35 protein-coding genes are annotated in these 24,902 nt (G+C 37.8%); 12 read left to right on the plus strand and 23 right to left on the minus strand.

The genetic code is table 11. From position 1 onward, the window contains the following. Nucleotides 1-15: 15 nt before the first annotated feature. The 6 genes from WAE64_RS12525 to WAE64_RS12550 form a co-directional block, all read right to left on the minus strand. Nucleotides 16-483, minus strand: a complete 468-nt coding sequence (locus tag WAE64_RS12525) for a GbsR/MarR family transcriptional regulator (RefSeq protein ID WP_340236930.1) — start codon at nt 481-483, stop codon at nt 16-18. A 177-nt stretch (nt 484-660) separates the two neighbouring features. Beyond that, complete coding sequence (locus WAE64_RS12530; protein WP_340236932.1) at nt 661-1,536, minus strand: helix-turn-helix domain-containing protein; 876 nt, start codon at nt 1,534-1,536, stop codon at nt 661-663. A 7-nt stretch (nt 1,537-1,543) separates the two neighbouring features. Next, on the minus strand, nt 1,544-1,933 hold the full coding sequence (locus WAE64_RS12535; protein WP_340236934.1) for a DUF983 domain-containing protein: 390 nt from the start codon (nt 1,931-1,933) through the stop codon (nt 1,544-1,546). A 294-nt stretch (nt 1,934-2,227) separates the two neighbouring features. Continuing rightward, the gene (locus tag WAE64_RS12540) at nt 2,228-3,946 is read right to left on the minus strand and encodes a GMC oxidoreductase (protein WP_340236936.1); all 1,719 of its coding nucleotides are present in this window, start codon (nt 3,944-3,946) and stop codon (nt 2,228-2,230) included. A gap of 68 nt (nt 3,947-4,014) precedes the next feature. Then, nucleotides 4,015-4,533 (minus strand): gluconate 2-dehydrogenase subunit 3 family protein, encoded by a 519-nt coding sequence (locus WAE64_RS12545; RefSeq protein ID WP_340236937.1) that lies wholly within the window; start codon nt 4,531-4,533, stop codon nt 4,015-4,017. Nucleotides 4,534-4,647: 114 nt separating this feature from the next. Then, nucleotides 4,648-5,976 (minus strand): DEAD/DEAH box helicase, encoded by a 1,329-nt coding sequence (locus WAE64_RS12550; protein WP_340236939.1) that lies wholly within the window; start codon nt 5,974-5,976, stop codon nt 4,648-4,650. Between the two features lie 228 nt (nt 5,977-6,204). On the opposite strand from WAE64_RS12550, the gene WAE64_RS12555 reads away from it, so the two are divergent. Further along, on the plus strand, nt 6,205-7,203 hold the full coding sequence (locus WAE64_RS12555; protein ID WP_340236941.1) for an amidohydrolase family protein: 999 nt from the start codon (nt 6,205-6,207) through the stop codon (nt 7,201-7,203). A gap of 209 nt (nt 7,204-7,412) precedes the next feature. After that, a complete protein-coding gene (locus tag WAE64_RS12560) occupies nt 7,413-8,615 on the plus strand; it encodes a nucleotidyltransferase family protein (protein ID WP_340236943.1) in 1,203 nt (400 codons plus the stop codon). 303 nt (nt 8,616-8,918) lie between these two features. Here WAE64_RS12560 and WAE64_RS12565 read toward each other — a convergent pair whose 3' ends face one another. From WAE64_RS12565 to WAE64_RS12580, 4 genes are all read right to left on the minus strand, one after another. Beyond that, a complete protein-coding gene (locus WAE64_RS12565) occupies nt 8,919-9,662 on the minus strand; it encodes an HNH endonuclease (protein ID WP_340236945.1) in 744 nt (247 codons plus the stop codon). Beyond that, nucleotides 9,655-10,830, minus strand: a complete 1,176-nt coding sequence (locus tag WAE64_RS12570) for an AAA family ATPase (RefSeq protein WP_340236947.1) — start codon at nt 10,828-10,830, stop codon at nt 9,655-9,657. Before WAE64_RS12570 ends, WAE64_RS12565 begins: the two co-directional genes overlap by 8 nt. A 204-nt stretch (nt 10,831-11,034) precedes the next feature. Then, nucleotides 11,035-11,160, minus strand: coding sequence for a hypothetical protein (locus tag WAE64_RS12575; protein WP_340236949.1), 126 nt, complete (start codon nt 11,158-11,160; stop codon nt 11,035-11,037). Nucleotides 11,161-11,458: 298 nt separating this feature from the next. After that, entirely contained in the window at nt 11,459-12,124 is a 666-nt protein-coding gene (locus tag WAE64_RS12580) for an XRE family transcriptional regulator (RefSeq protein ID WP_340236951.1), read from the minus strand. A 166-nt stretch (nt 12,125-12,290) separates the two neighbouring features. Here WAE64_RS12580 and WAE64_RS12585 point away from each other — a divergent pair, with 166 nt between their 5' ends. From WAE64_RS12585 to WAE64_RS12630, 10 genes are all read left to right on the plus strand, one after another. Further along, on the plus strand, nt 12,291-12,548 hold the full coding sequence (locus WAE64_RS12585) for a hypothetical protein (protein ID WP_340236953.1): 258 nt from the start codon (nt 12,291-12,293) through the stop codon (nt 12,546-12,548). Further along, nucleotides 12,545-12,919 carry a hypothetical protein gene (locus tag WAE64_RS12590; protein ID WP_340236954.1) on the plus strand — a complete coding sequence of 125 codons (375 nt, stop codon included), beginning with the start codon at nt 12,545-12,547 and terminating at the stop codon, nt 12,917-12,919. Before WAE64_RS12585 ends, WAE64_RS12590 begins: the two co-directional genes overlap by 4 nt. Then, nucleotides 12,903-13,055, plus strand: a complete 153-nt coding sequence (locus WAE64_RS12595; RefSeq protein WP_340236956.1) for a hypothetical protein — start codon at nt 12,903-12,905, stop codon at nt 13,053-13,055. Before WAE64_RS12590 ends, WAE64_RS12595 begins: the two co-directional genes overlap by 17 nt. Before the next feature lie 210 nt (nt 13,056-13,265). Further along, the gene (locus tag WAE64_RS12600; protein WP_340236958.1) at nt 13,266-14,141 is read left to right on the plus strand and encodes a toprim domain-containing protein; all 876 of its coding nucleotides are present in this window, start codon (nt 13,266-13,268) and stop codon (nt 14,139-14,141) included. 11 nt (nt 14,142-14,152) lie between these two features. Then, the gene (locus WAE64_RS12605) at nt 14,153-15,568 is read left to right on the plus strand and encodes a VapE domain-containing protein (RefSeq protein ID WP_340236960.1); all 1,416 of its coding nucleotides are present in this window, start codon (nt 14,153-14,155) and stop codon (nt 15,566-15,568) included. Between the two features lie 2 nt (nt 15,569-15,570). Beyond that, a complete protein-coding gene (locus WAE64_RS12610) occupies nt 15,571-15,867 on the plus strand; it encodes a hypothetical protein (RefSeq protein ID WP_340236961.1) in 297 nt (98 codons plus the stop codon). 29 nt (nt 15,868-15,896) lie between these two features. Then, nucleotides 15,897-16,304, plus strand: coding sequence for a single-stranded DNA-binding protein (locus tag WAE64_RS12615; protein ID WP_340236962.1), 408 nt, complete (start codon nt 15,897-15,899; stop codon nt 16,302-16,304). Nucleotides 16,305-16,356: 52 nt separating this feature from the next. Further along, nucleotides 16,357-16,608 carry a hypothetical protein gene (locus WAE64_RS12620; RefSeq protein WP_340236963.1) on the plus strand — a complete coding sequence of 84 codons (252 nt, stop codon included), beginning with the start codon at nt 16,357-16,359 and terminating at the stop codon, nt 16,606-16,608. Nucleotides 16,609-16,634: 26 nt separating this feature from the next. Next, nucleotides 16,635-17,009, plus strand: coding sequence for a helix-turn-helix transcriptional regulator (locus tag WAE64_RS12625; protein WP_340236964.1), 375 nt, complete (start codon nt 16,635-16,637; stop codon nt 17,007-17,009). Nucleotides 17,010-17,046: 37 nt separating this feature from the next. Then, nucleotides 17,047-17,319, plus strand: a complete 273-nt coding sequence (locus WAE64_RS12630; RefSeq protein WP_340236965.1) for a hypothetical protein — start codon at nt 17,047-17,049, stop codon at nt 17,317-17,319. 167 nt (nt 17,320-17,486) lie between these two features. Here the strand turns inward: WAE64_RS12630 and WAE64_RS12635 are convergent, their stop codons facing one another. From WAE64_RS12635 to WAE64_RS12695, 13 genes are all read right to left on the minus strand, one after another. Continuing rightward, the gene (locus tag WAE64_RS12635) at nt 17,487-17,756 is read right to left on the minus strand and encodes a hypothetical protein (protein ID WP_340236967.1); all 270 of its coding nucleotides are present in this window, start codon (nt 17,754-17,756) and stop codon (nt 17,487-17,489) included. Nucleotides 17,757-17,944: 188 nt separating this feature from the next. Next, the gene (locus tag WAE64_RS12640) at nt 17,945-18,253 is read right to left on the minus strand and encodes a hypothetical protein (protein WP_340236969.1); all 309 of its coding nucleotides are present in this window, start codon (nt 18,251-18,253) and stop codon (nt 17,945-17,947) included. A gap of 13 nt (nt 18,254-18,266) precedes the next feature. Further along, nucleotides 18,267-18,605 carry a hypothetical protein gene (locus WAE64_RS12645; protein WP_340236971.1) on the minus strand — a complete coding sequence of 113 codons (339 nt, stop codon included), beginning with the start codon at nt 18,603-18,605 and terminating at the stop codon, nt 18,267-18,269. Next, nucleotides 18,602-19,666: a C40 family peptidase gene (locus WAE64_RS12650; RefSeq protein WP_340236973.1), complete on the minus strand. Its 1,065-nt coding sequence runs from the start codon at nt 19,664-19,666 to the stop codon at nt 18,602-18,604. Before WAE64_RS12650 ends, WAE64_RS12645 begins: the two co-directional genes overlap by 4 nt. A gap of 79 nt (nt 19,667-19,745) precedes the next feature. After that, complete coding sequence (locus WAE64_RS12655; protein WP_340236975.1) at nt 19,746-20,024, minus strand: hypothetical protein; 279 nt, start codon at nt 20,022-20,024, stop codon at nt 19,746-19,748. Between the two features lie 37 nt (nt 20,025-20,061). Then, on the minus strand, nt 20,062-21,120 hold the full coding sequence (locus WAE64_RS12660; RefSeq protein ID WP_340236976.1) for a hypothetical protein: 1,059 nt from the start codon (nt 21,118-21,120) through the stop codon (nt 20,062-20,064). A gap of 7 nt (nt 21,121-21,127) precedes the next feature. Continuing rightward, the gene (locus tag WAE64_RS12665) at nt 21,128-21,976 is read right to left on the minus strand and encodes a hypothetical protein (RefSeq protein WP_340236978.1); all 849 of its coding nucleotides are present in this window, start codon (nt 21,974-21,976) and stop codon (nt 21,128-21,130) included. Continuing rightward, entirely contained in the window at nt 21,937-22,539 is a 603-nt protein-coding gene (locus WAE64_RS12670; RefSeq protein WP_340236981.1) for a transglycosylase SLT domain-containing protein, read from the minus strand. Before WAE64_RS12670 ends, WAE64_RS12665 begins: the two co-directional genes overlap by 40 nt. Before the next feature lie 4 nt (nt 22,540-22,543). Further along, entirely contained in the window at nt 22,544-23,269 is a 726-nt protein-coding gene (locus WAE64_RS12675) for a hypothetical protein (RefSeq protein WP_340236983.1), read from the minus strand. Nucleotides 23,270-23,273: 4 nt separating this feature from the next. Further along, nucleotides 23,274-23,543, minus strand: coding sequence for a hypothetical protein (locus WAE64_RS12680; protein WP_340236985.1), 270 nt, complete (start codon nt 23,541-23,543; stop codon nt 23,274-23,276). A gap of 5 nt (nt 23,544-23,548) precedes the next feature. Then, the gene (locus tag WAE64_RS12685; protein ID WP_340236987.1) at nt 23,549-24,052 is read right to left on the minus strand and encodes a hypothetical protein; all 504 of its coding nucleotides are present in this window, start codon (nt 24,050-24,052) and stop codon (nt 23,549-23,551) included. 57 nt (nt 24,053-24,109) lie between these two features. Further along, nucleotides 24,110-24,268 carry a hypothetical protein gene (locus WAE64_RS12690; protein ID WP_340236990.1) on the minus strand — a complete coding sequence of 53 codons (159 nt, stop codon included), beginning with the start codon at nt 24,266-24,268 and terminating at the stop codon, nt 24,110-24,112. Between the two features lie 86 nt (nt 24,269-24,354). Further along, nucleotides 24,355-24,888 (minus strand): hypothetical protein, encoded by a 534-nt coding sequence (locus WAE64_RS12695; RefSeq protein ID WP_340236992.1) that lies wholly within the window; start codon nt 24,886-24,888, stop codon nt 24,355-24,357. Between the last annotated feature and the right edge of the window lie 14 nt (nt 24,889-24,902).

A 24,902-nucleotide genomic window follows, 5' to 3' on the forward strand; every position in this document is an offset into this window, starting at 1 on the left:
TAATGTCAAAAAAAACTACTTTTTAAGTTGTTCCCATTTCTTGAATAGAGCCGGAATTTCGCTATGCATGAACCCAAGAAAGTTAATAAATTCTTCAAGTCCCTGATTAAAATCTTTTGTTGAGTGCGGGCGTTGGTCGAGCACCTCACGCATGAGCGCATTTACTTTTTCAAATTCAAGAAACTTAGTTTTCATGTTTTCTTTCCAGTCTGATATATTGCTTTTAAAATAGCGTTTTCTATCGCCTGGCTTGGTAATATACTCGATTCTTTGCATTGAAAGCAAGAAATTCAAGGCGTTGCTTGTGGCACTTTTACTTAAATTCAGTACTTCACGAATCTCATCGAAGGTTAACTCTAATCTATCTGATACCAACAATAAAGCAGCGATTCGGGCCGGTGCTGGTTGTAAACCGGACTCAAAGAAGAGCCCGAGTTTCTCAATCAGTGCTAATTGTTTGTCGTTTAATTTAAGGCTGTCCATATTTGTTTATAATAACAATGCAAAGGTAAATAGTTTTTTTGGTTCTGCAATTAGAGAACTAAATATTTTCAAGAAAAGTTTAATATTGTTGGAATCGTCCAATAAAAATACAATTCTGTGCAATGCACAAAAAAAGAGAAAGATAGAAGGAAAATAAATGTAGCCGTAGAATAATATTTACAGACTTTTCTTACGGAACTCTTCGGGAGTGATGTGTTCGTATTTCTTGAAGAACTTAGTAAAATAGGAATTGTCGCTGAAATTGAGCGTGTACGAAATCTCAGAAATGCTCAGGTTTTGGTTCACAAGCATTCTTTTGGCTTCAAGCAAAACCCTGTTGCGGATTACCTCACCGGCCGTAATACCCAGGTGCTCTTTGCACAAGGCATTGAGGTGATTGGGGGTTATATACAATTGCTCGGCATAATCCATCGGTCGTTTTAGGCTGATGTAATGCTTATCAACCAACTTCTGGAAGTTTTTGAGCAGGGTATAATTAAATGAAGGAATACTCGGGAGCTTGTTTGTGTGGGTGTGTTTTTCGATTTCGAGAAATAGTTGTAGGAGCAACACCCGTACAGTATCCCATCGGAAAGTGTTGTTCTGGGTTGAGTAGCTTACTATTTCTTCAAAAATATTGGCAGCTTTTGCTTGTAATTCTTCGGGCAGGTTAATAACGCTGTCTTCGGCAATGCCATTGAAAAAAGAAAAAGACTCTAGGTAATCGGGCCTTAATAAAAAGGATTGAAAAAAGGAGGCCGAGAAGTTTACCACATATCCATCAACTTCTCCTTCAAAATCCCAGCTATGTACTTGCCCCGGTACCATAAAATATATCTGATATGGTTTCACCGAAAAACTACTGAAATCGATGGTGTGGTTTCCGCCTCCTTTGGTAAAAAGCAATAAATGATAAAATGTATGTCGGTGAGCCTTGCGTAGATTATGGTGCGCACTCAGGTATTCGGCAAAACGGCTGATAAGTATGTCGTCGTCTCTGAAATCTGTCAGATTACATATATCTACTACCGGAATATGGTTTGTCGGGCTCATGTTTTTTTTAATGCGAATGAACTGCCTGTTTGTATTTTGGTTGATAATCGTTAAAAAACTGTAACCACAATGAACGAGACAGGCGGTAAAATATCGGAAATAAAATAAATGTCAATAACAAATAAGCACCAATATACAAACGCCAATCAACTCGGGCTTCGAAATATAAATAGTAGGCTACTGTGGCTATCACAAATAGCGCAATGTTAAAAGCATAGCTAACATACATGGCTCCATAGAAAAAACCAACTTCTTTTTCATATTTCAGGTTACATTCAGGGCAATGTTTGTGCATTGCTGTCATTTTGCCTAATGCAAAAGGATTTTTGGTTTCAAATATCTCACCTTCGTGGCAACGAGGGCATTTCATTTTTAAAGCGGCTTCAACTGAGTTCATGATTATATGAGTTTAATGTCTAACTCCTTTTTTTTGTTTCTACAAAGTTACAAGAGCAGAATTTAAAACACTGGTAGGGAATAGCGAATCTATGGTACTAATTACCGATTAGGATATTTCTAAGACAAGAAGCGTGATGTTAATGAAGTAGATAGTTTAAGTAAATCGCACACCTCGCACTATTCGGACATATTTTGTGCGAGGTGTGTGATGTACTTATTTGCTTAAACCCTTATAAAACAACAAACCCCTCTGCACAGTATTGCGAAGAGGGGTTCTGGTAATGTGTTTCAATTATAAATTCCCTTTCTTAAATTCTTTTACGGCGTAGTCGGCTGCACGGGCAGTGATAGCCATGAAAGTAAGTGATGGGTTTTGTGTTGAGTTTGAGGTCATGCAGGCGCCATCGGTAACAAATACGTTTTTGCAGTGGTGCATGGCATTCCATTTATTAAGCAACGATGTTTTAGGGTCGTTACCCATACGAACACCGCCCATTTCGTGAATATCCAGACCCGGAGCCTTATTAGGGTTGTCGTTGGTTCTGATGTTCTTGAATCCGGCCAAGGTAAGCATTTCGGTCATTTGCTCATGAAAATCCTTAATCATTTTTTCATCGTTATCATCATAAGCTACCGAAGTTCTTACCAAAGGTACACCCCATGCATCTTTCAGGTCTTTATCGAGCGTTACAAAATTGCTTTCTTTCGGAATCGTTTCGCCCATCATGTGTGAGCCTACACGCCAATTACCAAATTTTCTGTCGAACAAACTGTTTTTCAGGTCTTCGCCAATACCGCTATTATCTGTGTATTGCATACGGCTACCGCTGAATCCGGCTGCGTAACCACGTAAGAAATCGGTTTCTTGCTTAGCCAAATTGCGGAAACGTGGAATATAACTACCGTTCGGGCGGATACCTTCTGTTTTGCTATCAAGCAAGCCTTCGTATTCAGCCGAAATAGTGGTTCTAAAATTATGGAAGGCGATGTATTTGCCCAATAAACCGTTATCGTTACCTAGCCCATTAGGGAATCGGCTAGAGATTGAGTTCAACAAAATAAGGTTACTATTGATAGTAGCGGCATTCACAAATATGACTCTTGCATAATACTCGGTCATTTCTTTGGTATGCGCATCAACCACTCTCACGCCCGATGCCTTGTTTTTCTTTTCATCATAGATGATAGAATGCACAACCGAGTCTGGTCTTAAAGTAAGTTTACCTGTACGGGCAGCCCAAGGTAGGGTAGAAGAGTTACTGCTGAAATAGCCACCGTAAGGGCAACCTCTCTGGCAAAGTGAGCGGTTTTGGCATTGGCCACGGCCTTGTTGGGTATGTATAGGCTGTGGTTTAGTTAAGTGCGCACAACGGCCAATAATTACCGGACGAGCACCTTTATAATGCTTCGCCATTTCGTTGGTGAAGTGTTTTTCAACACATGATTGCTCGTGCGGCGGTAAAAACTCACCGTCAGGCAATTGGGCAAGGCCATCTTTATTACCTGATATTCCGGCAAATTTTTCTACGTAGCTATACCAAGGGGCAATATCGGCGTATCTGATAGGCCAGTCGATGGCGAAGCCGTCACGAGCAGGGCCTGTAAAATCGTAGTCAGACCAGCGCTGCGTACCACGAGCCCACATCAATGATTTTCCACCAACCTGATAGCCACGTATCCAGTCGAAAGGTTTATCTTGTATGTAAGGGTGTTCGTTGTCTTTTACAAAGAAATGTGCAGCGTCTTCGTTGAAGGCATAGCAACGGCTGGCGATAGGATTGGCATCTTTCAATGCCTTCGGGATTTGCCCCAGATGGTCAAATTCCCATGGTTGCATCATGGTTGTTGGGTAGTCTGTTACGTGGCGTACATCACGGCCACGCTCAAGTACCAATGTTCGGAGGCCCTTTCCTGTTAATTCTTTAGCTGCCCAGCCTCCGCTAATACCCGAACCAACAACGATTGCGTCAAAGGTGCGGTCTTTGACAGAATCAATATTTAAAAATGACATAATAGCTTAAATAGAATAGTGTATTGAATAGAGTTAAAGTGCACAGTCGGATGGTATCCGATAACAAACTATGCTTTTACTGGCACACAGCCATGATAAAAACCCGGAGCCATGTTAAATTTGATAACATTTACCATGTAATATTCAGAGTTGGTATAGCCCTGAATCGTGAGGCGTTTAATCAGGTTGGCAAATTGCTTGGTTGTATTATCCGAAGAATCAAGCATTTTGTTAAGCAAAGCTTTTCTTTGGGTAGCATCACAAGCCACAAACGATTTCTGATAGGTTTGCTGCGCCAGTTCCTCAGTTTTTTTCAAACCTTCTTTAAAGATTTTCTGAGGTTCTTCGCCGTAGCAATCGTTAATCATTCTTTGGGCAAACTGGTGTACTTTCAAAGATTTTGCGCCCGGAGTAGAGGTTTCTGGAATGATGGTTTCTACGATTTCGCCTAGTAGTGCATCATCATTATACGATAAGTTAGAGACTTTACCGATAGAATCCGGTGTCCAGTTCGATGCCCAAGAAGGCAAAGCTACCAAACCACCGAATGCCAAGGATAAACTTTTAATTGCATTTCGCCTTTGCATAATTATTTTAATATTTAATTGTCGTAAAACCATACAAACTTAAATATTAAAACTCAAAATGCCACCGCTTTAGTATGATAAAATTTAACTAACTTGCCAGATAGCTAAAAATACTTAGTTTCTGCCTCGTTTTTCGTAAGACTTGCCATACTTTCTTTTCTTTTCGGCTTCGTGGTCACGGCGTACGTTTACCTTTTTGTTTTTCTCTAGTTTTTCATGAAACGCCGGGCCAACATCTTCTTTTTTAGGTCTTTTTAGCAAAGGTTCTTTCATGATTACCTTTGGCATTTCGTCTTCTGTCAACTGGTCCGATATTTCCAATTGCACGGGTAACTCGAGCATTGGTATCTTATAATTCATCAATTGCTCAATGGCTTCTTTTGCTTCGGCATCTTTCTCTACAAAAAAACTGATAGCAATACCTTTTTTATCTTGTCGGCCTGTTCTACCAATTCGATGGATATAGTTTTCGGGTACTTCGGGTACATCAAAATTAATTACGTGCGATACCTCCGAAATATCCAGACCACGTGCCACAATATCAGTTGCAATCAATATTCGGTATGTACCATTCTGAAAATTATTGATGGTATCGAAACGGTTATTCTGTGATTTATTAGAGTGAATTACACCCATTTGTGAAGAATATTCCATTTCTAACTCCTCAAATAACTGGTCGGCTAATTGCTTTGTTGCTACAAAAACCAAAACTTTGCTCATTTCGGCAGGTTTAGCCAATAGTAAATCAAGCAGGTTGACTTTTGTATAGAAATTAGGAACAAGATAAGCTGATTGTGCAATGTTATCGAGGGGTGTTCCGGCAGGAGCAGCCTCAATACGGGTAGGCTGGTTAAAATAGGTCTTAATGATTTCTTCTACATCTTCGGTCAGCGTGGCCGAAAACAAAAGATTCTGGCGTTTTTGAGGGAGTAAATCAAGGATATTAACCAATTGCGGACGAAAACCGAGGTTAAGCATTTCGTCGACCTCATCAATTACCAATTTCTTGATGGCTTTGGTTTTTATGACATTCATCGCCAATAAATCTATCAGTCGGCCGGGAGTTCCTACTATTACATCAGCGCCGTTAAGCAATTCGGCAATCTGTTGTTTTATGTTTACACCGCCATATACACCAACCACTTGCAGGCTCAGGTATTTGCTCAATTGTTGCACCGATTCTACCACCTGCGCAACCAACTCACGGGTTGGTACAACAACCAATAACTGAGGGTTTTTATCTTTCGAATACTGATATTGCCTTAAACTTGGCAACAGATAAGCAAAAGTTTTACCTGTACCTGTTTGTGCTATACCGCATACATCTTGCCCCGACATCACTACCGAAAAGGCTTTTTTCTGTATGGTTGTGGGTTTTGTATAGCCTAAATCTTGAAGGGCATTGAGTAATTGTTTATTCAGATTTAATTCTTCGAAAGTCATTTTGATACTTATAATTATGCTTGCTGATAGGTGCTGACACCATTAAAGTATTCTAACGCACATAGGCAGTAAGAAGTTTCAAGAAACAAAATATAAAGCGTTAATACTGCTTTGGTAGGCCGAGTATCGACGATTGATAGGCTTTATAACCCATTCGGTCGACTGTTTTTGGGCTGTATAAGTTTTGTGAATTATTTTAGAGGCTTAAACAGTATTATTAAAAACTATATGAAACAAACATCTAACACCCGTCCGCTATTACTAGCGGTTCTACTGGCTTTATTTGCCTTTTCGGTAAATGCACAGGAAACCAAAAAACGCCCGCCAATTATTGATGTACACGTGCATGCCATGAAAGTAAATGCCGCATTTGCCAACGACCTTTGCCCGTGGTTTTTAAAAAACATGCCAGGCAGCGACCCTAAGTTACCTGCGCCTTCATTCTTAAACAACGGTTGTGCCGACCCACTGAAAGCTGCAAAGTCAGACAAAGAAATGCAAGATGCACTTCTGGCTACTGCCGAGCGCCTGAACGTAATTATGGTTGCCAGCGGCGATGCTTCAATTTTGCACAACTGGCATAAAGCAGCACCAAGCCGTATTATTCCATCGTTAGGTATCAGCAACGCAAAAGAAATGACTGTAAAGGCTTTTGAGGATTCGCTTACTAAAGGTTTCTACAAAGTAATGGGCGAAGTAGCACCACAATACCAGGGAATGTCGCCAAGCGATATGAGCCTTGACGAATATTTTGGCGTAGCCGAAAAATTGGGCGTTCCGGTAGGAATCCACATGGGTACAGGTGGGAACGGTATGGCCAATATTACTGCGCCAAAATACCGTGCCTCGTTGGGTCGTCCGTTTTTGTTAGAAGATATGTTGGCTCGCCACCCGAAACTTAAAATCTGGGTGATGCACGCCGGATACCCGATGATTGATGAAATGATTGCCCTGATGGGTGCTAATGCCTATGTGTATGTTGATTTAGCAGGTTTTATCTGGAGTTACCCATTAGAAGAAATCCACGCATATTTGCAACGTTTGATTCAGGCAGGTTTTGGCAAACGAATCATGTATGGTACCGATTTAATGGTATGGCCTAAATTGTTAGAAACGTCTATCAACGTTATTGAAAGCGCCAATTACTTATCAGAAGATCAAAAAAGAGATATATTCTTCAATAATGCCGTAAGATTCTTTAATCTCGACGAAAGCAAGTATAAATAATTTTGCAGTTAAGCTTTATGCAGAGGCCCGCCTAAAAGGTGGGCTTTTTGTTTGTAAAGATTTAGCTTGCTCTCATATTTCAATTATTTTCCTTTACTTTAAGGTTTTATTTATAACACCCGATAGATAAATACAGAAGAGATTTTTTTAATGCGTTTCTATTAAATTTTATCTTTGTAGGGTTTATATAAGCCTCAAACTACGATTTTATGAATTACCAAGGTTCTCGGTTTACATTAGAATTACAAATTTTGCTTGAGGCTGTAAAGCTTTGCCTGCTCAATAGCCCGAAAGATAGATTTGCAATACTTATTAATTCAAAAGAAGTAAATTGGCAGAAACTGAACGAAATGGTAATTTATCACCGTATTCGTCCACTGTTTTATGAAGCTTGCCGACTTGTGGACTTTAAAAATAAAGAAGTTAAGGTTTTCGAAAAATTTAGCAGGCGTCAGGCTATCAAGAATTTAGTGATTAGTGAAGAATTAGGAAGGGTACTGCTACTTTTGCAAGAAAACGGAATTGAGGTTATACCATACAAAGGCATACTGTTTATAGAAAAATTATACAAGAACAAAATACTACGAGAAAGCAGCGATATAGATATATTGGTAAAACCCCGAAATGCGCTGAAGGCCATTAAATTGTTAATACAAGAAGGTTATGCTATCAGTACCACTCACGCTGAAATTACTAGCGTTGACGACCACGTTTTAACAGAACTAATAGAGCGAACACAAATTCAGGAACTTAGTTTGCTTAAAGATTTGCCCTCAGGAATAAACGTACACATCGATTTTCATTGGGCAGTAGGAGAGACCTTTCACCAATATACTTTAGGGGTTGATGAATTATTTGAGGAAGCAAATGTTGAGACTTTCCAACGGCGACAATTATTGATACCCAACACAAAGACTATTTTCAAGATGATGCTTAATCATCATGGCGGACGAGGTTGCTGGATACGGCTCAAGGATTTTTCGGATATGTTAGCTTTTAAGAATCAACATCCTGAACTTGAATTTGCAACATTACAGACTTGGGCTGCCGAAATGAAAATGTCGAGAATTTTTGCTATTGGCAATGCCATTATGCAAGGCATATTTTTAGATTCAGAACCACATCAGCAAATTGAACCTAAGCTACAAAAACATATTTTTGATTATTGGGAAACCAGCAAAGAATACGACCATTTCTGGTCGAAATACAACCACCGAAACATTTATCGTCAGCTACAAGACACGCCTATGAGTTGGCTTGCGCTATCGCACCAATTAGTAAAATACTACGCCATCCCTAATGAAATGGAAAAGAAAAGGCTAGTGGTTTTTCCGGATAGATATGTGTATTTGAATGCCTTTACGAAATTGGTTTCTTATGCTTGGTTTAGGGCTAGAGAAAAGAATACCTAAGCGAATTTGAATAAGGAACAGGAAAACAATATAAATAAAAGCTAAACTACATCATTTAGGTACCTATCGGTTATTTTTTTGGAACTTGTTAATTTTTAGGGATTACTCTGAGAATACCATTGCCTTTCTTCATTATATTTAGGCTGTATTAACCTATTTACTTTTTTAACCGAAACTCTCCTCATGAAGCACTTTTTGATTTTTGGCCTATTATTTATTTTCTGTGCTTGCGATAAACCAATTACACCAGATACTAATTCTGTAAGCAGAATAACACATCAAAGGGCAATATGAAATATTAATTTATACAATATCCAATTTAATTTTTTGTGAATCTATATCTAATTGATTTATTTCTTCAGTCCACAAAGAATTTTCCTGCATGATTTTTTTTATTTTGAGATAGTTTTTATCAGAGTGTAATATAGTAGAGAGGGTTGCAGAATATTGTGAATAAGGTAAGCATTGCTCCAAAATATCCGTGATAGTCGATATAAGAGTATTTTTATTCCTTGTAGATTTTTTATTAACATAGTTTTCTGAAAATATTAAAGTTCTAGCAATTAATTTGATTAACTCTTGTCCAACTTTAAATCGTTTGTTAACAACCCTAGTCATATTATTCAAATCAAGTGTCTCAATAGTTGTTTCACCTAACATGGATTTCTCTGAGAAATTATATAGACGGAATGCTAAATGCTCAGAAGGGTTATTAATAAAAGGATTAATAATTGGCTCATTGATAACATCATGGGTACTTTTTATACCATTACACCTTTTACAAGAAGGTAAAAGATTTTCCCAACTTAGAACTTTATCAGGGTAACGGTCTTTATCTTCAAAATGTTCTACTTCCATATATTTCGACTCTTCCATTATATTACATTCACAATATGCACATTTTTCAGAACTCAGTTCTAAAAGAGCCTTTTTTAGTAAGGGGATATCCCAAACGCGATTTTTTTTTGATTTGAATTCTTGAGTTTTTTGTTCAACAAAAGACGGAGTTAAAATTATAGGAGTAAAGTTCCTTTCTAGCTTAATCATTATTTTTGTCTTTAATAGAAATGAGTTGGAATTTAAATAATTCTCTTAATTCATTATGTGGATGTAATAAAATATTTAGCTCATTGTATAAAATCAACGCTTCCTGATAATCTTCCTTTTGAATTAGATTTTGGAATGCTTTAATTTTATTATTAAACAAGGTAGTTTGGGTGTCTTTCATGCCCATAATATCTGTCAGGATTTCTTCAATTGTCCATCCTTGAAACCCATATTCTGTATTTGGAATTTCTCTCTGAACCACATCCTTACCTCTTAACTCCAAAGCAATTATTTGATTAGGTAAAGCATTTTGAATAATATGTGGACTATGAGTTGTAACAAAAAATTGTGCTTTAGGGAAAGTTTCAATCAATATTTTAACTATTTTTTCCTGCCAATTCGGGTGTAAATGCAATTCTAATTCATCAATTAATATAATTCCTTCAAATTCTTCTACAACTATTGAAGTGTCAAATCTATGCTCGACCTCATTTATTACAGAAAATAAAATTGATAGAATAGATTTATATCCAGCAGATAAATACTCGAAATAAATTTCTCCGTTTGGAGTATTTATCATTATATCATTTGTTAAAGCATCTATCCTGCTAAAACTAAAGTCATTATTTATTATTGAAAAACATTTTTTGACTATCTCGAAATTTTGTGCTTGTGAGGGAGTAAGAGCGTTTTCATGTGCAGAAAATATAAATCTTCGTACTATCCAATTTTTAACATTAAAGAATTTAACTCCTGAAGAAGCCTCCTCTGATATTTGCTCTGGATTTTTGAAGTAGTCTTTTGATATACTGTCTAACTCACGGTACTCAAAATATCTAGAAATTTTTAAAGAAATTATAAATTTTGCAAGCTCTGAATAATTTTCTATGTATCCTGAGTCAATTCCTTTAAAATCCTTAAATTTAATTTCAATTTTTTCTCTAGAGTTATTAATAGAAAATTCTCCATTAATTAAACCATAACTTGAATTAGCACTCCTTTTTAAAACTCTATTTGGTCCTCTAAAAAATAAATGCCCGATTGACTCTAAAATAGTAGTTTTACCAATCCCATTAGGTCCGCAAATAATATTCATTTGGGGATTAAAGTTTATAGATATATTATTGATTCCTGCGACACCTGTAATTAAAATATTATTTAATTTCATATTAAATATTTCAAGCTAATATTTATTGATTAAGTAAATATATATAAGCTAGTTAATAAATTAGAATTTATTTATTATAAGGGTATAAAGAAACAAAAAAGGTCGATAAAATCGGGCTTTTTACATTTCATAACTATTAATAAATCACTAAAAAAAATCTAAACAATTGTTTCACCTCTGCCATTCACTATATGCAAACTAACCTCAATAAATAAGGTTGGTAAATTCTAAATAAATATCCTGTGCATTGTATGTGCCATCAGATAGCTTAATTACCGTGTTTTCGGCTTGCATCTGGTAACGCTTTACGGCATATTGAAGGATTTGCAAGAATGCTTTTTTCTGTTAAAGCCAAGAGGCTGATGATTAGGGCAGCAAAGTCTCTACTTTTGTGACGTAGAATATTATCTTTAATGGTCACAGGTTTGACGTTTTGTGTAGTTTGATACAGATGTATTCGTATTAACAAAACGACAAAAGCCTGATTATCAGGCTTTTGTCGTTTTGTTGTGGAGACGCAGAGAGTACTATTTTTGGTTCGTAACTTCTTCATTATCAATATATTAGGGGTAATGTGATACAGTATCACTTTGTATATCTGTATCACTTGATACACATTAATTTTAACCTATCCCAGAGGCGCATCTACGATTCTGAGTACACGCCAGATATTATTAATATCCTTTTTTTGGAGTGTCAAACTTCCGCCTGTTTCTTCGTTATCACTATGCAATGTGATTGTACCAGTAGTTTGCATTTGATTAGATTTAATTCGCTTGATTACCAAGTATTCATTACGATACAATACCAGATAAATACCGCTTGGAATAAACTCCCAATCATTATGCGGTACTGGCTTAACCCTTACTTTCATTTTAGACCACAGTTTAGGCTCCATAGAGTCGCCGTCTACTTCAAACACTAAGTTGTCTTTAAGATTCTCTTTTTTGTCAGTCACTAACACTTGAAATTTTTCTAATACAATTGGCATATTTTCTACGATGCTACTAATAAAAGTTGCCCGTGCATCAATCGGGATATATGGCAGTTCAACTAATTCATAATCACTAACAACTTTCACGTTACTTACTGGCATAACTTCACCTGTCAATTCTTCTATTGGTATTTGCAATGCATTCGAAATTTTTACTAAGGTTTCGTACGAGGTAGAATTTCTTTTGAAGATTCTACTAAGCACGGATTGGTCGCTAACTCCAATCAGTGGTACTAAGTCTTTTACCTGCATACCTAATTCGGCAAGTCTCTGCTTTATAATTTTTTCTAGGGGTTTCATTAACAAATTGGCTGTGATAAATGTAAAATAATGTCAACACGAAATAAATCATGTCAATCACTTGACATCAATGTCAAATGTTTGTATGTTTGTGCGGTCAAATGATTGCCGCAAGTGGTAATTACTTGACAAATAACGGCAAAATTATTACCAAACAAATAGTCAAATGAAATCAATCTTTCAAAAAACTTATCTTACGGTTAGCCCTGCTGCTGCAAGCTATTTTAGAAAAGTTTGGATTGAGCAAACCAAACTATCAGAACGTACATTTCGGAATCGTGTCAAAGAGCCCGAACTATTCGATGTACTACTATTCTGTCATGTATGCGAATTGGATTTAGGGGAAATTCTAAAGCCATTTTCTACACAGTTCAAAAACATTCCTGCTTTTAACAAAAACGTACAATTAACCATTGAACAATGAGCCGCAACCAAAGACCAAAACCACGCCTAATTATAGGCCGCCAAGGAACAGGCAAAACACTAAGATTTTACAAAATCTTAGCAGATTGTTACCCTAAAAAAATAGTAATCAAAAGCCTTATAAGTGTAAAATTCGCTAATAAAGCCGTCTTAGAGAAAGAATACGATATACTTGGAGTAGATGAAGTAGCAACAATTAATGACCTCTTTTATTTAGCAAAAGTGTCGTTAACATCAACAATTAAAGTAGTTGTTGCGGCTCAATTAGTTAAAGACGAAATACCTAAAGATTTACTGTCATTGTTTGAAGTGATTGACATGGACGAAGAAACCGAAATACTTAAACCTGCTACCGATGAAAACAATAACTGACCTGACAATTGAAAACTCTGTACTGAGAGAGCAACTAAAAAAGCAAGAAGAAAGAACGGCTTTACTAGAGAAACAAAAAACGTATCTGATAGGCTTTTCGAATCGCTTACTACTGAAATTCAAAAACACCAAATGAGACACACTCTAAAAATCATAGGCATTACTATCTGCCTGATACCACTGGTACTGGCAATGCCTTTAATTCTTTTGCTAACTGGTAGTAGTTTAAAAACTGCATTTACAGCGTAACCAATGAAAACCATACTCCGGTGCTTGCTAATCATACTTAGCACCCCTATCACACTAGCAATTTTTATTTTATACCTTATCGAACCTTTATATAATTATGTGGGTAACAGACGAACAAAAGAAAGCCGCTAAAGCCGTAACATTCCAAACTGCTTTGGCGGCTTTGGGTGTACCTTTCTGTAAGGTAACAAACGGTCAATTACTATACTATTCACCATTCACAGACGAGCGTACAGCATCTTGTTTGGTTGAACCCAAAAAGAACCTGATAAATGATTTTTCTAGTGGCTTTAGTGGTGATATAATCAAGTTTGCAATGCAAGTGCGTGGTAAAGGTTTTCAAGATGCTGTACTATGGCTTATTAGCCTTGATAATTCAATAATAGAATTTAAAAAAGAGGTTTACTACAAAGATTCAAAAATCACTTTAACCGATGTAAAACCGCTTACTAGCGATAGACTTTTAAGCTACGTATATAACAGAGGGGTAAGCAGATTTCTAGCAGATACATACCTAAAACAGATACATTACAGGGTCGGGCAAAACAACTTTGTATCAATCGGTTTTCAGAACGATAACGGCGGCTATGAGTTACGCTCACCCCCTAAAACGCCAAACGACAAGGGTTTTAAAGGTTGTTTGGGTACTAAGCATATAAGAACTGTATCTTTTGCAAGAACCGACAAACTAGCCGTTTTTGAGGGCTTTTTTAGTTTTCTGTCATATCTGCGTTTAGGCTTGCACGCTGACCATTACCAAGCGGATTATATAATCTTAAACAGCCTTAATACGCTTAAAAAAGTGTCATTTGACAAATACAAACAAATGTGGCTGTACCTAGATAATGATGCCGCTGGCATTAGAGCTACACAGAAAATAATTGAAGAAAACCCACTTAAAACCGTTTTGGATTGCTCGAAATTATATAAAGGGTTCAACGACCTGAACGAATATCTGGTATCAAAATTATAACCTGAACCACCATGACAGAAGCACAAGAGCCTGCAATTCTGGTAGATGTGCCAGAAAAGAAAATAAAAGACAATAAAAAATTCAAAGGCCGTTTGAGCAAACGCCAAAAAATTGAAGATTCTTTAAGTGAATACTACGATTTTCGATACAACTATATGAAGTACAAAATCGAATTTTCGCCAAAATTCGAGAACAATTTTAAGGAAATAACCGATAGAGATATTCACACTATTTTACGGATTCTCGACCGCAAAACAGACCATAGGGCAAACTTTGCAGATATATCAAGTATTATACATTCTGACTTTTCAAAGACCTTTAACCCGATTGAAGAGTATTTCCTGGCATTGAGCAAAACCGAAAAGTTCGACCAAAAAAATTTGGAAATGGATAAGCTAATTGCGTGCGTAACCTGCAAAACTCAACCCGAATTTGCCGAAACTTTAAAGCGTTGGCTTATTGCATCAGTAGCGAATGCGATAAGCCCTATTGGTTGTCAGAATCAGATTTGCATGGTATTAATCGGCGACCAAGGGGCATACAAAACCACCTTTCTAAACGCCCTATGCCCGAAACCATTGCACGAATATTTGTATAGTGGAAAGTTGAACCTAGAAAGCAAAGATACTTGGATAATGTTAGGCCAATTCTTCATTATCAATATCGACGACCAATTGAAAGTATTGCACAAAAAAGATGCTGAAACAATGAAAACCCTGATAACACAAAAGGAACTTTCATTGCGCTTGCCACACGACAAATACAATACTAAAATCATGCGTAGGGCTAACTTTTGCGGTAGTATTAACGGGCTTGACTTCCTGACAGATAACACAGGAAACCGCCGTTTTTTACCCTTTGAAATACTTGATATTGATATTGATAGGGTACAAACGAAAATCAACCTTAATAGGGTTTGGTTGGAAGCCTATACAATGTATTTGCATGGTACTAAGTACTGGTTTGACAAAGACGAGATAGAAAAGTTATTCGGCGATTTCTCCGACTTCACAACTGCAAGCCCTGAGCAAGAACTATTCTTAAAATACTTCGAGCCATATTTTCACATTGAAGAACTACCAATTGGTGGATGTTCTTACATGACAAATACCGACATTCTTCAATATCTGAATGCTCGTGTATCTGGCTTAAATCTAAGTGGTAAAAAACTTGGTGAGATACTTTCAAAACTAAAAGTATTGAAGATTAAGAAAAGCGTTTGCGGCATTAGTACACAAGTCTATGTAATGAGAGAGAGAGAACCCGAAAATGTAAAGCTAGAATCTAGGTTAATGCCCGAACCTATAAAGAAACCTGTAACAAAAAAAGGTGAGCAAGTGAAGCTGTTAGACCCTGATTATTACCCCGACCCATACGCAAAACCGAAACCAAAAACAAAATCAATCAAAAATCAAAACCCCCGATAACAATGAGAAAATCAATTTTAGGCTTTTTCGACTGGCTAGTAAATCGTGAGAAGTACGACGAAATAGAAAAGTTCTTTTTAGAGAATTACCCACCCTGTAAAGACTCTAGCCCCCTGATTCGTATTGACTGCAAACTGTATAAATTAAGTGATTTAGTAGAAGCGTTTAAACGTGAAAAAGGAATGCCTTTAAACATGAAAGTATGCGCAGAAATATTGCATAAACTAGGCTATAAACAGATTTATGCCCGTGAATCATTTTCGACTACTTATTACAAATTTTGGCTTATTAAAAGATAATTTTTAAACAATCATAAATCAATTTAATCATGCAAGAAATACAAATAATCGGTAATGTTGGCAAAGATGCCGAAATCAGAGAATCTAATAACACAAAGTTTGCTACTTTTTCGGTAGGTGTAACCACCCGTAAAAAGAACGGTGAAAACGTAGTAGAAAAAACGAATTGGTTTGAGTGTGCAACTGATAATTTGAAAGTTGCACCATTTGTGAAGAAAGGGGTTAAAATCTTTGTACGTGGCAGTTTCAGACTTGACCAATATTATTCTGACAGTTTGGGGCAATGGATTCCTACAATAAAAGTACACGCCCAAAACATTGAATTGTTAAGCCCGAAAAAAGACGATTCAACGGAGCAACCGCCAGCGGCGCAAAGTACACCTACGCCGCCGCCAGTTGAAAGTGCTGGTAATGGTGGTGATGATTTACCATTTTAGGAAAATGAAAAGCGGTTGTAAACCGCTTTTTGTATATACAAAATACAAGCTAATGGAACAATCGGAGAAAAAGAAAGGCAGAAAACCAAGACGGGATTCTAACCGAACCGAAACAATTATAATGAGAGTAACACCAGAAGAAAAAGAACTAATCAAGAAATTTCATAAGGATAGTTCAAATAGAAACCTATCGCTTACCGACCACATTATTAATTCTGTCTTTCATTATGCGTTAAAATATTCGTTTCGTCTTCCAGTCGATGAAATAAAAAAGTTAGAACTCCCAGCACTACGCAGAAAATAGTAAAACTGATTTAAACACATATATGTATGACTTCTACAAATGTAATTAACAAAATTATTGCCATTAGAAAGCAGAAGAGAATTTCAATGTATGCAATGGCAGAACTGTTGGGTGTATCTCAATCTAGTTACTTTGCTTTTGAAAAGAAAGGGACATTATCTATTGATAGACTTTATGAAATATCTAAAGTTTTAGAGATTCCAATTTATGAACTGTTGGGTTTGGGATTGCCACCGTCTGACGAGATTAACCGATTGCGAGAAGAAAACAAACTTTTAAAGCAGTCTTTAAATACAATAAATTATTTGATACAAGATTTAGAAGACATTGAAACAATCAACGAAAGTAGAAATGAAGAAAGAATACCATTACGCAATTATCTAGGACACTTGGTAGAATAACAAAAACCTAATTATTGGCTTATTAAATAATAAAACTATGGCAAAAGATTTTAAAACTATAATGCTTAGAGATATTCCTTATGATGTAGTAGAAATTCTCAATAAAATTGGCGAAGAACAAGGTTTGAAAACTGGTACAGATATTATCAATTATATTATAAAGGATTATCCGAAGAAAGTAGATTCTGTGAATGATTACAAAGAACGTTTCTTTGATACAAGAAAAGAATTACAGAATGTTCATTATGATAAGAAAAACCTTGAAAGAAAACTATCTGATATTGCAAGCGTAATTAATAGGGCGGAATAAATGTTAACAAATTTCGTCCCGGTAATCATCTGCAGAAAGCTGCTCTGCTCTCCATCAGCCGGATGCTGCATGAAATTTGTTAACAAATTAAAAACTGAGTTTTATTGTACAACAAAAAAGCCCGACAGAATCGGGCTTTCATAGCTATATTGCATTCTAAAATTAACTTATTTTTTTAATGCCTGATATAATATAGCACTTTGATTTCTAGCTTCAATTATGTGTTGTTCTTGTTCAGAACATATTCTTTTAAGTGATTCTAACCTTTCATTACCATTAATTGGAAATGAATCAAGTTTTTCAAGATTTTCTAAGAATTTTTTATGCTCTTTTTTTCTCCAATCTCTATGATTTTTATATGCCTCTTTAAATGTTTTTTCATCCAAAGTAGGGCTTGGAGTCGTTCTTAATACATGGAGGATGTTTTGGGTTTTCATAAAAAAGAAATTTAAGTTGAATTTTTTAATTAAAATAACTACTAAAATTACTAACTATAAATAGATTTATAGAATCAATTTATACAGATTGTGGAAAACTTTATTACAACTAACAAAAAAGCCCGACAGAATCGGGCTTTTTGCATCATGGATAACTCATAACCAATAAATAAACAAGAAAAAATGTATCAATAAAACCTTAATAGTTTGCCTGCCAGTCCTGCCGCTAAGATACGCCACCCCCAATTTTCAAGCCTTGCATAAAATCTTTGTTTCTTCGTCCGTGCTAAATCTGTTGTAAGTGTGAATGTAGTAGCTTGTAAGTTTATAATTGAAGTAGCATAAGTATCTAGCTTAATTTCTTTGCGAACGTTCAACGCCTGTTGCGTCCTGCTCTTGTCCTGCAATGCCTTTATGGTCTCCAATTGTATATACATTTTTTGCTTTAATAGGTCGTAATCTTTTAGCTCCGTGTTAATACGTGGTAGGAGTGCCACCAAACTATCTTTTTCAGCGCTGCTTAGTGTATCGCTTTGCGATGTCGCTGTAAGATGAACGAATAGACTTGTTAGGAGTATTAGCAAAGTTTTCATTACGTACTGAATCAATTTTATGTAATTGGTAAGTAAGGCTATCAATCTTGTTTTCTAGCGTTTCAATCCGTTGATTGAGTGCCACTATTTCGGTATTCTGTTTAATGGCTATTGGCGAAACGTTAGCAATACCGCTGCCTATGGTTTGAGTGCTTTGTGAACATTGGCGCAAAGTGGACACAACGGCAAAGACAATTACTAATAAACATATCAGGCTTATTAATTTAGACTGCCAACTGCTTAAAAGTTCTTTCATAAATCAATGTGGTTTGCAACTGCATAAACTGAACTGATACTACGCTTTTTCTTTCGCACACCATCACGTGAATTTGTATCTCTGTACACCGTATTGCTATTGCTGGTATTACCGCCGATAGTGATAATGTAATCTTTGCCCCATTCTACCAAAATTTCAATGTGGCCTATCTCTCCACCTGTAAAACGATACCCCACCAAATCGCCTGACTTTGGTTCTTTGCCGATGCCTGTTTTAAAGTTCTTCTTATAGACTATCAAACTAGGATTTGTAAACCAGTCTCTAGCACGTGGTGCAAATTTTGCGTAGTGTTTAACCTTACAAGTATTATAAACATACCCTACAAAGTACCCACACCACGGGTCAGAATAGTTTTTGACGGTTCGGCCTAAACAGATACTACGATAAAAGTCTATTCTTTGCCCTCGGTTGTTACCGCCGATTTCAAGCGTGCCTACCTCTTTTTCAGCCGTCTGAATAATACACTCCCTATTTGTTTGCGCCCCTGCTGAAAATACTAACCCGACCAATAGGCATAGTGATAATACAATCATTGCTAAAAACCTTAATTTGCTGTCAGGGCTTGCATTTAGAAAGGTTTCTTTGAGCGATACCGTATTTACACGCTCGTTGATGAATGTAGCTAGAATAGGGAAAAAGGTATATTTGGCGAAGACGATAAAAGCAATAGCGATGCCTAAATCAAGTACCTTGCTTAGTGGGTGAGTAATGTATAAAATGCTGTCGCTCATTACCTGTGTATTAAATCCGCCTAAAACCGACTGAATAAACACAACGGCAAAAAAGCATATAGCACTTACAACCAAGCTCTTTTTCACCCAACCAAAGATTGTTTTTTTGTGTACCGCCTCTTGGTTTTGGTGTTCTTTACTGAATTGTTCATTGTAAGGCTTTACGGCCTTTGCGTTGACGATTTCTAATATTTCATCCGGTGGCACGCCGTACATATCTTCAATTTGTACAAAGGTTAGGCCGTCTAACATAATGCCCCGAATTACGTCTTGCTGTTGATATGGTAGTAGTTTAGAAAATTTTGACATTGTTTCTGATAGTTTCAAAAAAAGCCCTGATACTGGTTGATATAGGGCTTTTTTGTAGTGTATAGTTGATAAGGTTTTATTATGCTGCTTTGATTTTCAAACTACCGTTTTCGATGTAACAATTTACCCGATTAGGAATAGTTGGTGCACTTGAATTAGCTATTAACGCAGGTGCATTTATCGTTCCAACTGTATCTTTTATTGCATTGAAAACCGATTCGGTACAAACTAAATCATGTGCAGTTACTAACGGACTTGTGTGCATACTAATAAATGCTGTTTGCCCCTCTGCAATTACGCTTTTGTCTTCTGCACTAAGGATATAAGGACTTACCCCGATTGTTATTTTAACATTCATTTTTTAAAGACTTTTTTAAGTTGAACAATTGAAATTATTAAGTAGTCCACACAACGGCCGTGCCGTTGAACATTCCCAGTTTACCCGTCGTCGGGTCATAGACTGTTTGAAAAGCTGGCAGATAAGGCAAATTATACGGTACTGGCTCGCCTAGACTTACCTCTGTAACTACCAATTTTGAAAGGCTAATTAATGCCCCATTGTGCCCAATAAAAGACACTTTGGCTTTTACAGTATTAGCAGATAGGTTTATATTGTTTGTACCTACGCCGCCGATATAACCCACAACCTTTGTAAAGTTGGCAGGCATCGCCGAATTAAATTTAAAATATGCCCCTGCGCTATTGTCGGTTTTAGGTGCTGCCGAATTATCCCTTTTGTAAAGGTTCACTAACATAGAGTGGTTGCCCGTGCCTTTAATTAGGTATTCAGCCTTGTAGAGCTTATCAGTTCTTAACCAGATATAACTGGTATTGTTGCCTGCTGTTCCCTCTAGTGTCGGCATTCCCTCATTATCTGCGCCGATTGCTAGCCCTGTGCCTGTCCAACGGCCAAGATTATTATCTTCCAATGAACCGTTTTTGATTAACGAAGCACCATAATTTTGTGCAGAATCACCACTTGCGCCGTGCGTTCCTGCCGCCCCTCTGCCGCCTGTTAAGTTTAGATTCCAGTTTGCAAACGTGCCTGTGCCTTCTGCTGTGTCCACCGCTACAACTATTGTAGTGGCAGTAACGGCCGTGATAATGCCCTCCATGAATTTCGTTACGTCTGTACTGGCAGTAATCCGAACCCTTGCACCTACTGTATAGGCCAAATTCGCCGTTGCTAGGGTAAAGGTCTTTAACTCCAAAGCGATATTGGTAGACGTGGCTATTGTGGCTTTATAGCCATTGCCAGGGTCGCCCTTTTCGCCTCGTAACATACTCAATGCCACAGGGTCTTTTAGAATCTCTTCTTTAACTTTCTGATTGTCAATTACAGGTTTTGCGGGTGTGGTAGTGTTTGCACTACGTTGCCCGTCTTTGCTTTTTGATAATTCGTTGACGAGAAGCCCCGCACCGCCAAGAATTGCTAGTGTTTTTAATCCGCCCATATTTGTTTTAAGGTAAATAATTACAATTTAATTTATACATACTACTGTTGCCTGATTGCTCAACAAGGTTTAGCGTTTTTGTAACCGTCTGCCCCTTGTTCACCGTTTCCTGAAAGTATTCGCCGACCGACCCACTCGCACGATTAAAAGTAAATGTTAGCGGTACTTCAAAATCGCTTTCAGTCAGGTTTTTAAATTCAATGGTATAAGTGCCAAATGGCAAATACCGCTGTGATTCTTTCGGGTGGTTGTTACCTCGTTTGTTCGGGTTAAACGACGGATGAAAACCGCCTTTAGTATCCTTACAGTACATTACTACATTACCCGACGAATCTTTAATTGTATATTCAATTTTGGGTACAACTGTATCAAATTCGGGATGCTGTCCATCACTCCCAGCACGGGCATTGATGGCGTGCGTCGGTAAATCTATTGTGGTGTACTGGTTTGCCTGTGTTACCCAATCGCCCGTTGGATAGGGCTGTTGGTTTTCTTTGCCATAAAACCAGAATTTACTTTCACCGCCTGCCATTTGGCTAACTTGGTTGTCGTAGGTCTCGCTTGTAGGGTATGCCCTCGAAATCCCTATCGTAAAAGTTAAGGGTGGCTGTAAGCCGCCGTTTCCACCTGTGCCACCATCGCCGCCGCCATTGTTGCCGTCGTCTCCACCACCGCCACCACCGCCACCGCCGCCACCACTCGGTGGATAAACAGGGGGTACAATTGCCTTTGGTGGTTTAGGTACTGGTACTACAACGGGAGTAAAACAGGCATATAAAATAAAAGCCAATAGCCCTAAAAAAAGCAACCTAGCTGCTAAGGGTGTGTTGTCGTCGGTGTCGTCGTATTGCTCCATTGATATACTAAATATAAAACTGCAATGCCTGTTAAAATTAAAGTTACATCTACTGTATTGCTGCCTGTTGCTACATTGGCGGGTACGTATTTCCCGTACCACTTGCGTACATCGCCCACGCTCAAAACTCCATCTTTGTCAATATCCATGCCTTTGTTGGCATTATAGGTATTTGTACCAGATTGAGCAATTACGGTGCTGTCGGGGCTGTTCATGTGCTTTGGTAGAAACACGGCCAAGCAAACTTGGTACACATCTTTCATTTTGCCCTTTACGCCCAGATTTACAAAATACTTTTCTACGTAGTCGAGTTGTTGGACGTTGCTCATGCTCAAAAGCTGTGTACGGTTGATGCCTAAACCTGCCAATGTCTTGTCTAAAAATTGTATCAGACCGACCGCCGACGAACTCGGATTTTGTGCCAAGTGGTTCAACTTAGATTCGGCATACATTACCACCATCAACCAATCTGCTTGAATCCCTAAACGGCTTGCAATCTGTGTAACTTTCTGCTCGAATGCCGCCCGATTGCTTGTTACTTTGTCGATGTAAGCGAGTGCCATTTGTCTAGGGTTTAGTTGATGTAAGGTATTGCGCCGACACTAAAACATAGTCCTTGTAAAGTCCTAAATCCTGTGTCGGTTTGCCACATTGTGCCCAGATGCCCGTAATGCCGCCAACGGTCTTGTTTTCGAGTTGTAAAACCCTGCCCAGGTTCTCGCCTTTGGTTGATAAGCGTAAAGGCTGCCCCGTGCTATTCGACCGTATATTTACGCCTGCCTGTTTGACAAAGGCATTACTACCTACCATTACGCTAATATTGTTTGTCGGATTGGTCGGGTTTGTTGGAATCGTTGTTGTTCCTGACTGTGCATTATAATTATTAAAGAATAAATCAGTAACCCCCTCGCTCCGTAAATCTGCATCTAACGAAGTACTAAATAAAGACTTATAGGCTTCCGAAACGGCGGCGTAGTTCTTTAATTTTCCCATTTGTATAGCAATGGCCTTTACTGCGTTTTCGTCTGTGCCGTCAGGTGGATACCACCCGAAAATTGGTTCGGAGACAAGGGGGTGAAAAGCGTTAAATAATCTTTGTGCCAGTAGTGCCGCCTCGTTGTTTGGCAAATTGTTTTGTATCTCTTCTCTCTCTTCTTTCTTCTTGGTAGTTGTATATACATAATAAGCACCCAAGCCAATTAGTATAAATTGCACTTCCTTACGTTTGAAAAGGTCTGAAAAGGTATCCTTAAATAAGGTAAATATTGCGGCTATGATAGCGACGTACTGCATTTGATTAGAATTTTAGTTTTTTGGCTAACTTCTGTACTTTAGTGATAGTGCTGAAAATATCACCTTTACCCGATTCCACATAGGTTACAATTTCGCCGATTTGTTTCTGGTTTCCCTCATCGGCTAGCATCGGGATAATACGTGGGTTGTCTTTTAAAATCGTGTTTGACTTCTCTAGGGCTTCTGCTGCTTTGTCAACATCGTTGTTGAATCCTGATAGAAACAATGCCCCAAAATTTCTTAATTCATTAGTGTATTTTTCGGTTGATGCCATGATGGTTATATTTTAAAATCTTTCAGAATGTCTTTTGCTCCCTCGAAATTTTCCTTTGCGTTAGAAATCATTTCTAGCACGTTTGTTGCTTTTTCGTCGTTGCTTTCGTCGCCGTCGGTTAGGTCTACCAAGACCGTTACTATAACTTTGAATTTGCGTTCTAATTCTGTCAATCGCTTGTCCAGTTGCTCGTATTCAAAATCTTTACGAGCCTGATTATACGCCTCGGCTTTTATTTGTTCAAGTGTCATACCGCCTAAATAATTGGTAGTGTTATTGATACCTATTTGAAAATCTATACGAACCGCCCCACGGTCAGATTTAGGGCCTTTCATCCCTTTGATAAAGTATTTGCCATCACTTAATACAGCATAATCTTTTTCAAATTCGGCTATGGCTTCATGGGTGTCATTACAGTCTCTTTCTGCAACTTTTTCTTTACTTGCTACGCTGTGAATCTCGTAGCACTTAACCCCGTTGTTTTCAATCCATGTTCGTATTCTATCCATGACTGTAAGTTTAAAATAAGGGGTTATTATCAGTTGAATACCCCCTTATCAGGTAGATTAAACTTTAATTTTCGACACCAGATTGTCTTTGAGTTCACGACGGCGTACACGTTCGTTTTTAGATGCCACGTATTGTTTCATTCGTTTCTCGTATTTGTCCCAAGTGGCTTGTGTCGAGTTTAAACTTGGTTTTTTAGGCATTTTGATTTTTGGCATTGCTATAAGAAATTAAGTAAATCAATGATTAAATTAGTGGGGGTAAAGGGTGTTTACCCCCTAAACTGTCGGGTCAGGTTCGTTGCTTACAGTAAAGCAAGCAAGCCTTTTTTCTTCCCTTTGCCGCCGCCCATCATAGGCTTAAGGATGAAGAGATACACCGCTACCGCAATACCTACCGCTAGCACGGGGTTAGCTTTTACCCAGTCGGTAGCCTGTGTAAACAAGTTTGCTGAGCGAGTATCTGGCACACCATCGCCATCAGAATCATTGCCTAAATCGGCTTGTCTTTGTTCTTCTGCATTCACAAAGAACGCCGTGCCGTCGGTGGCGTATTTTTCCACATAACCCGCAGGGGTTTTAAATGAACTTGGTTTTTGTACACCATAAGTATCACTTTCAACCAATTGTGTTAGGTCATCAGTAGTTACACCCGATGCCAGTTGAAACTCATTTGTGTTCTGCGCTAAGCCCCTGCCACGGATATAAAATGATAATGGGTATTCTTTAAGGACTTGTGCAAGGTAAAAGGTTGTGCCGTTGTCGAATGTGATTGCTTGGAAAACACTACCCGGCACGTTCTTCCAAGTTCCTATTAGCTTTCTGTTACTAAGAGCCATTTTAAAAAAGTTTA

This window comes from Emticicia soli, from assembly GCF_037860775.1.
Classification (GTDB): domain Bacteria; phylum Bacteroidota; class Bacteroidia; order Cytophagales; family Spirosomataceae; genus Emticicia; species Emticicia soli.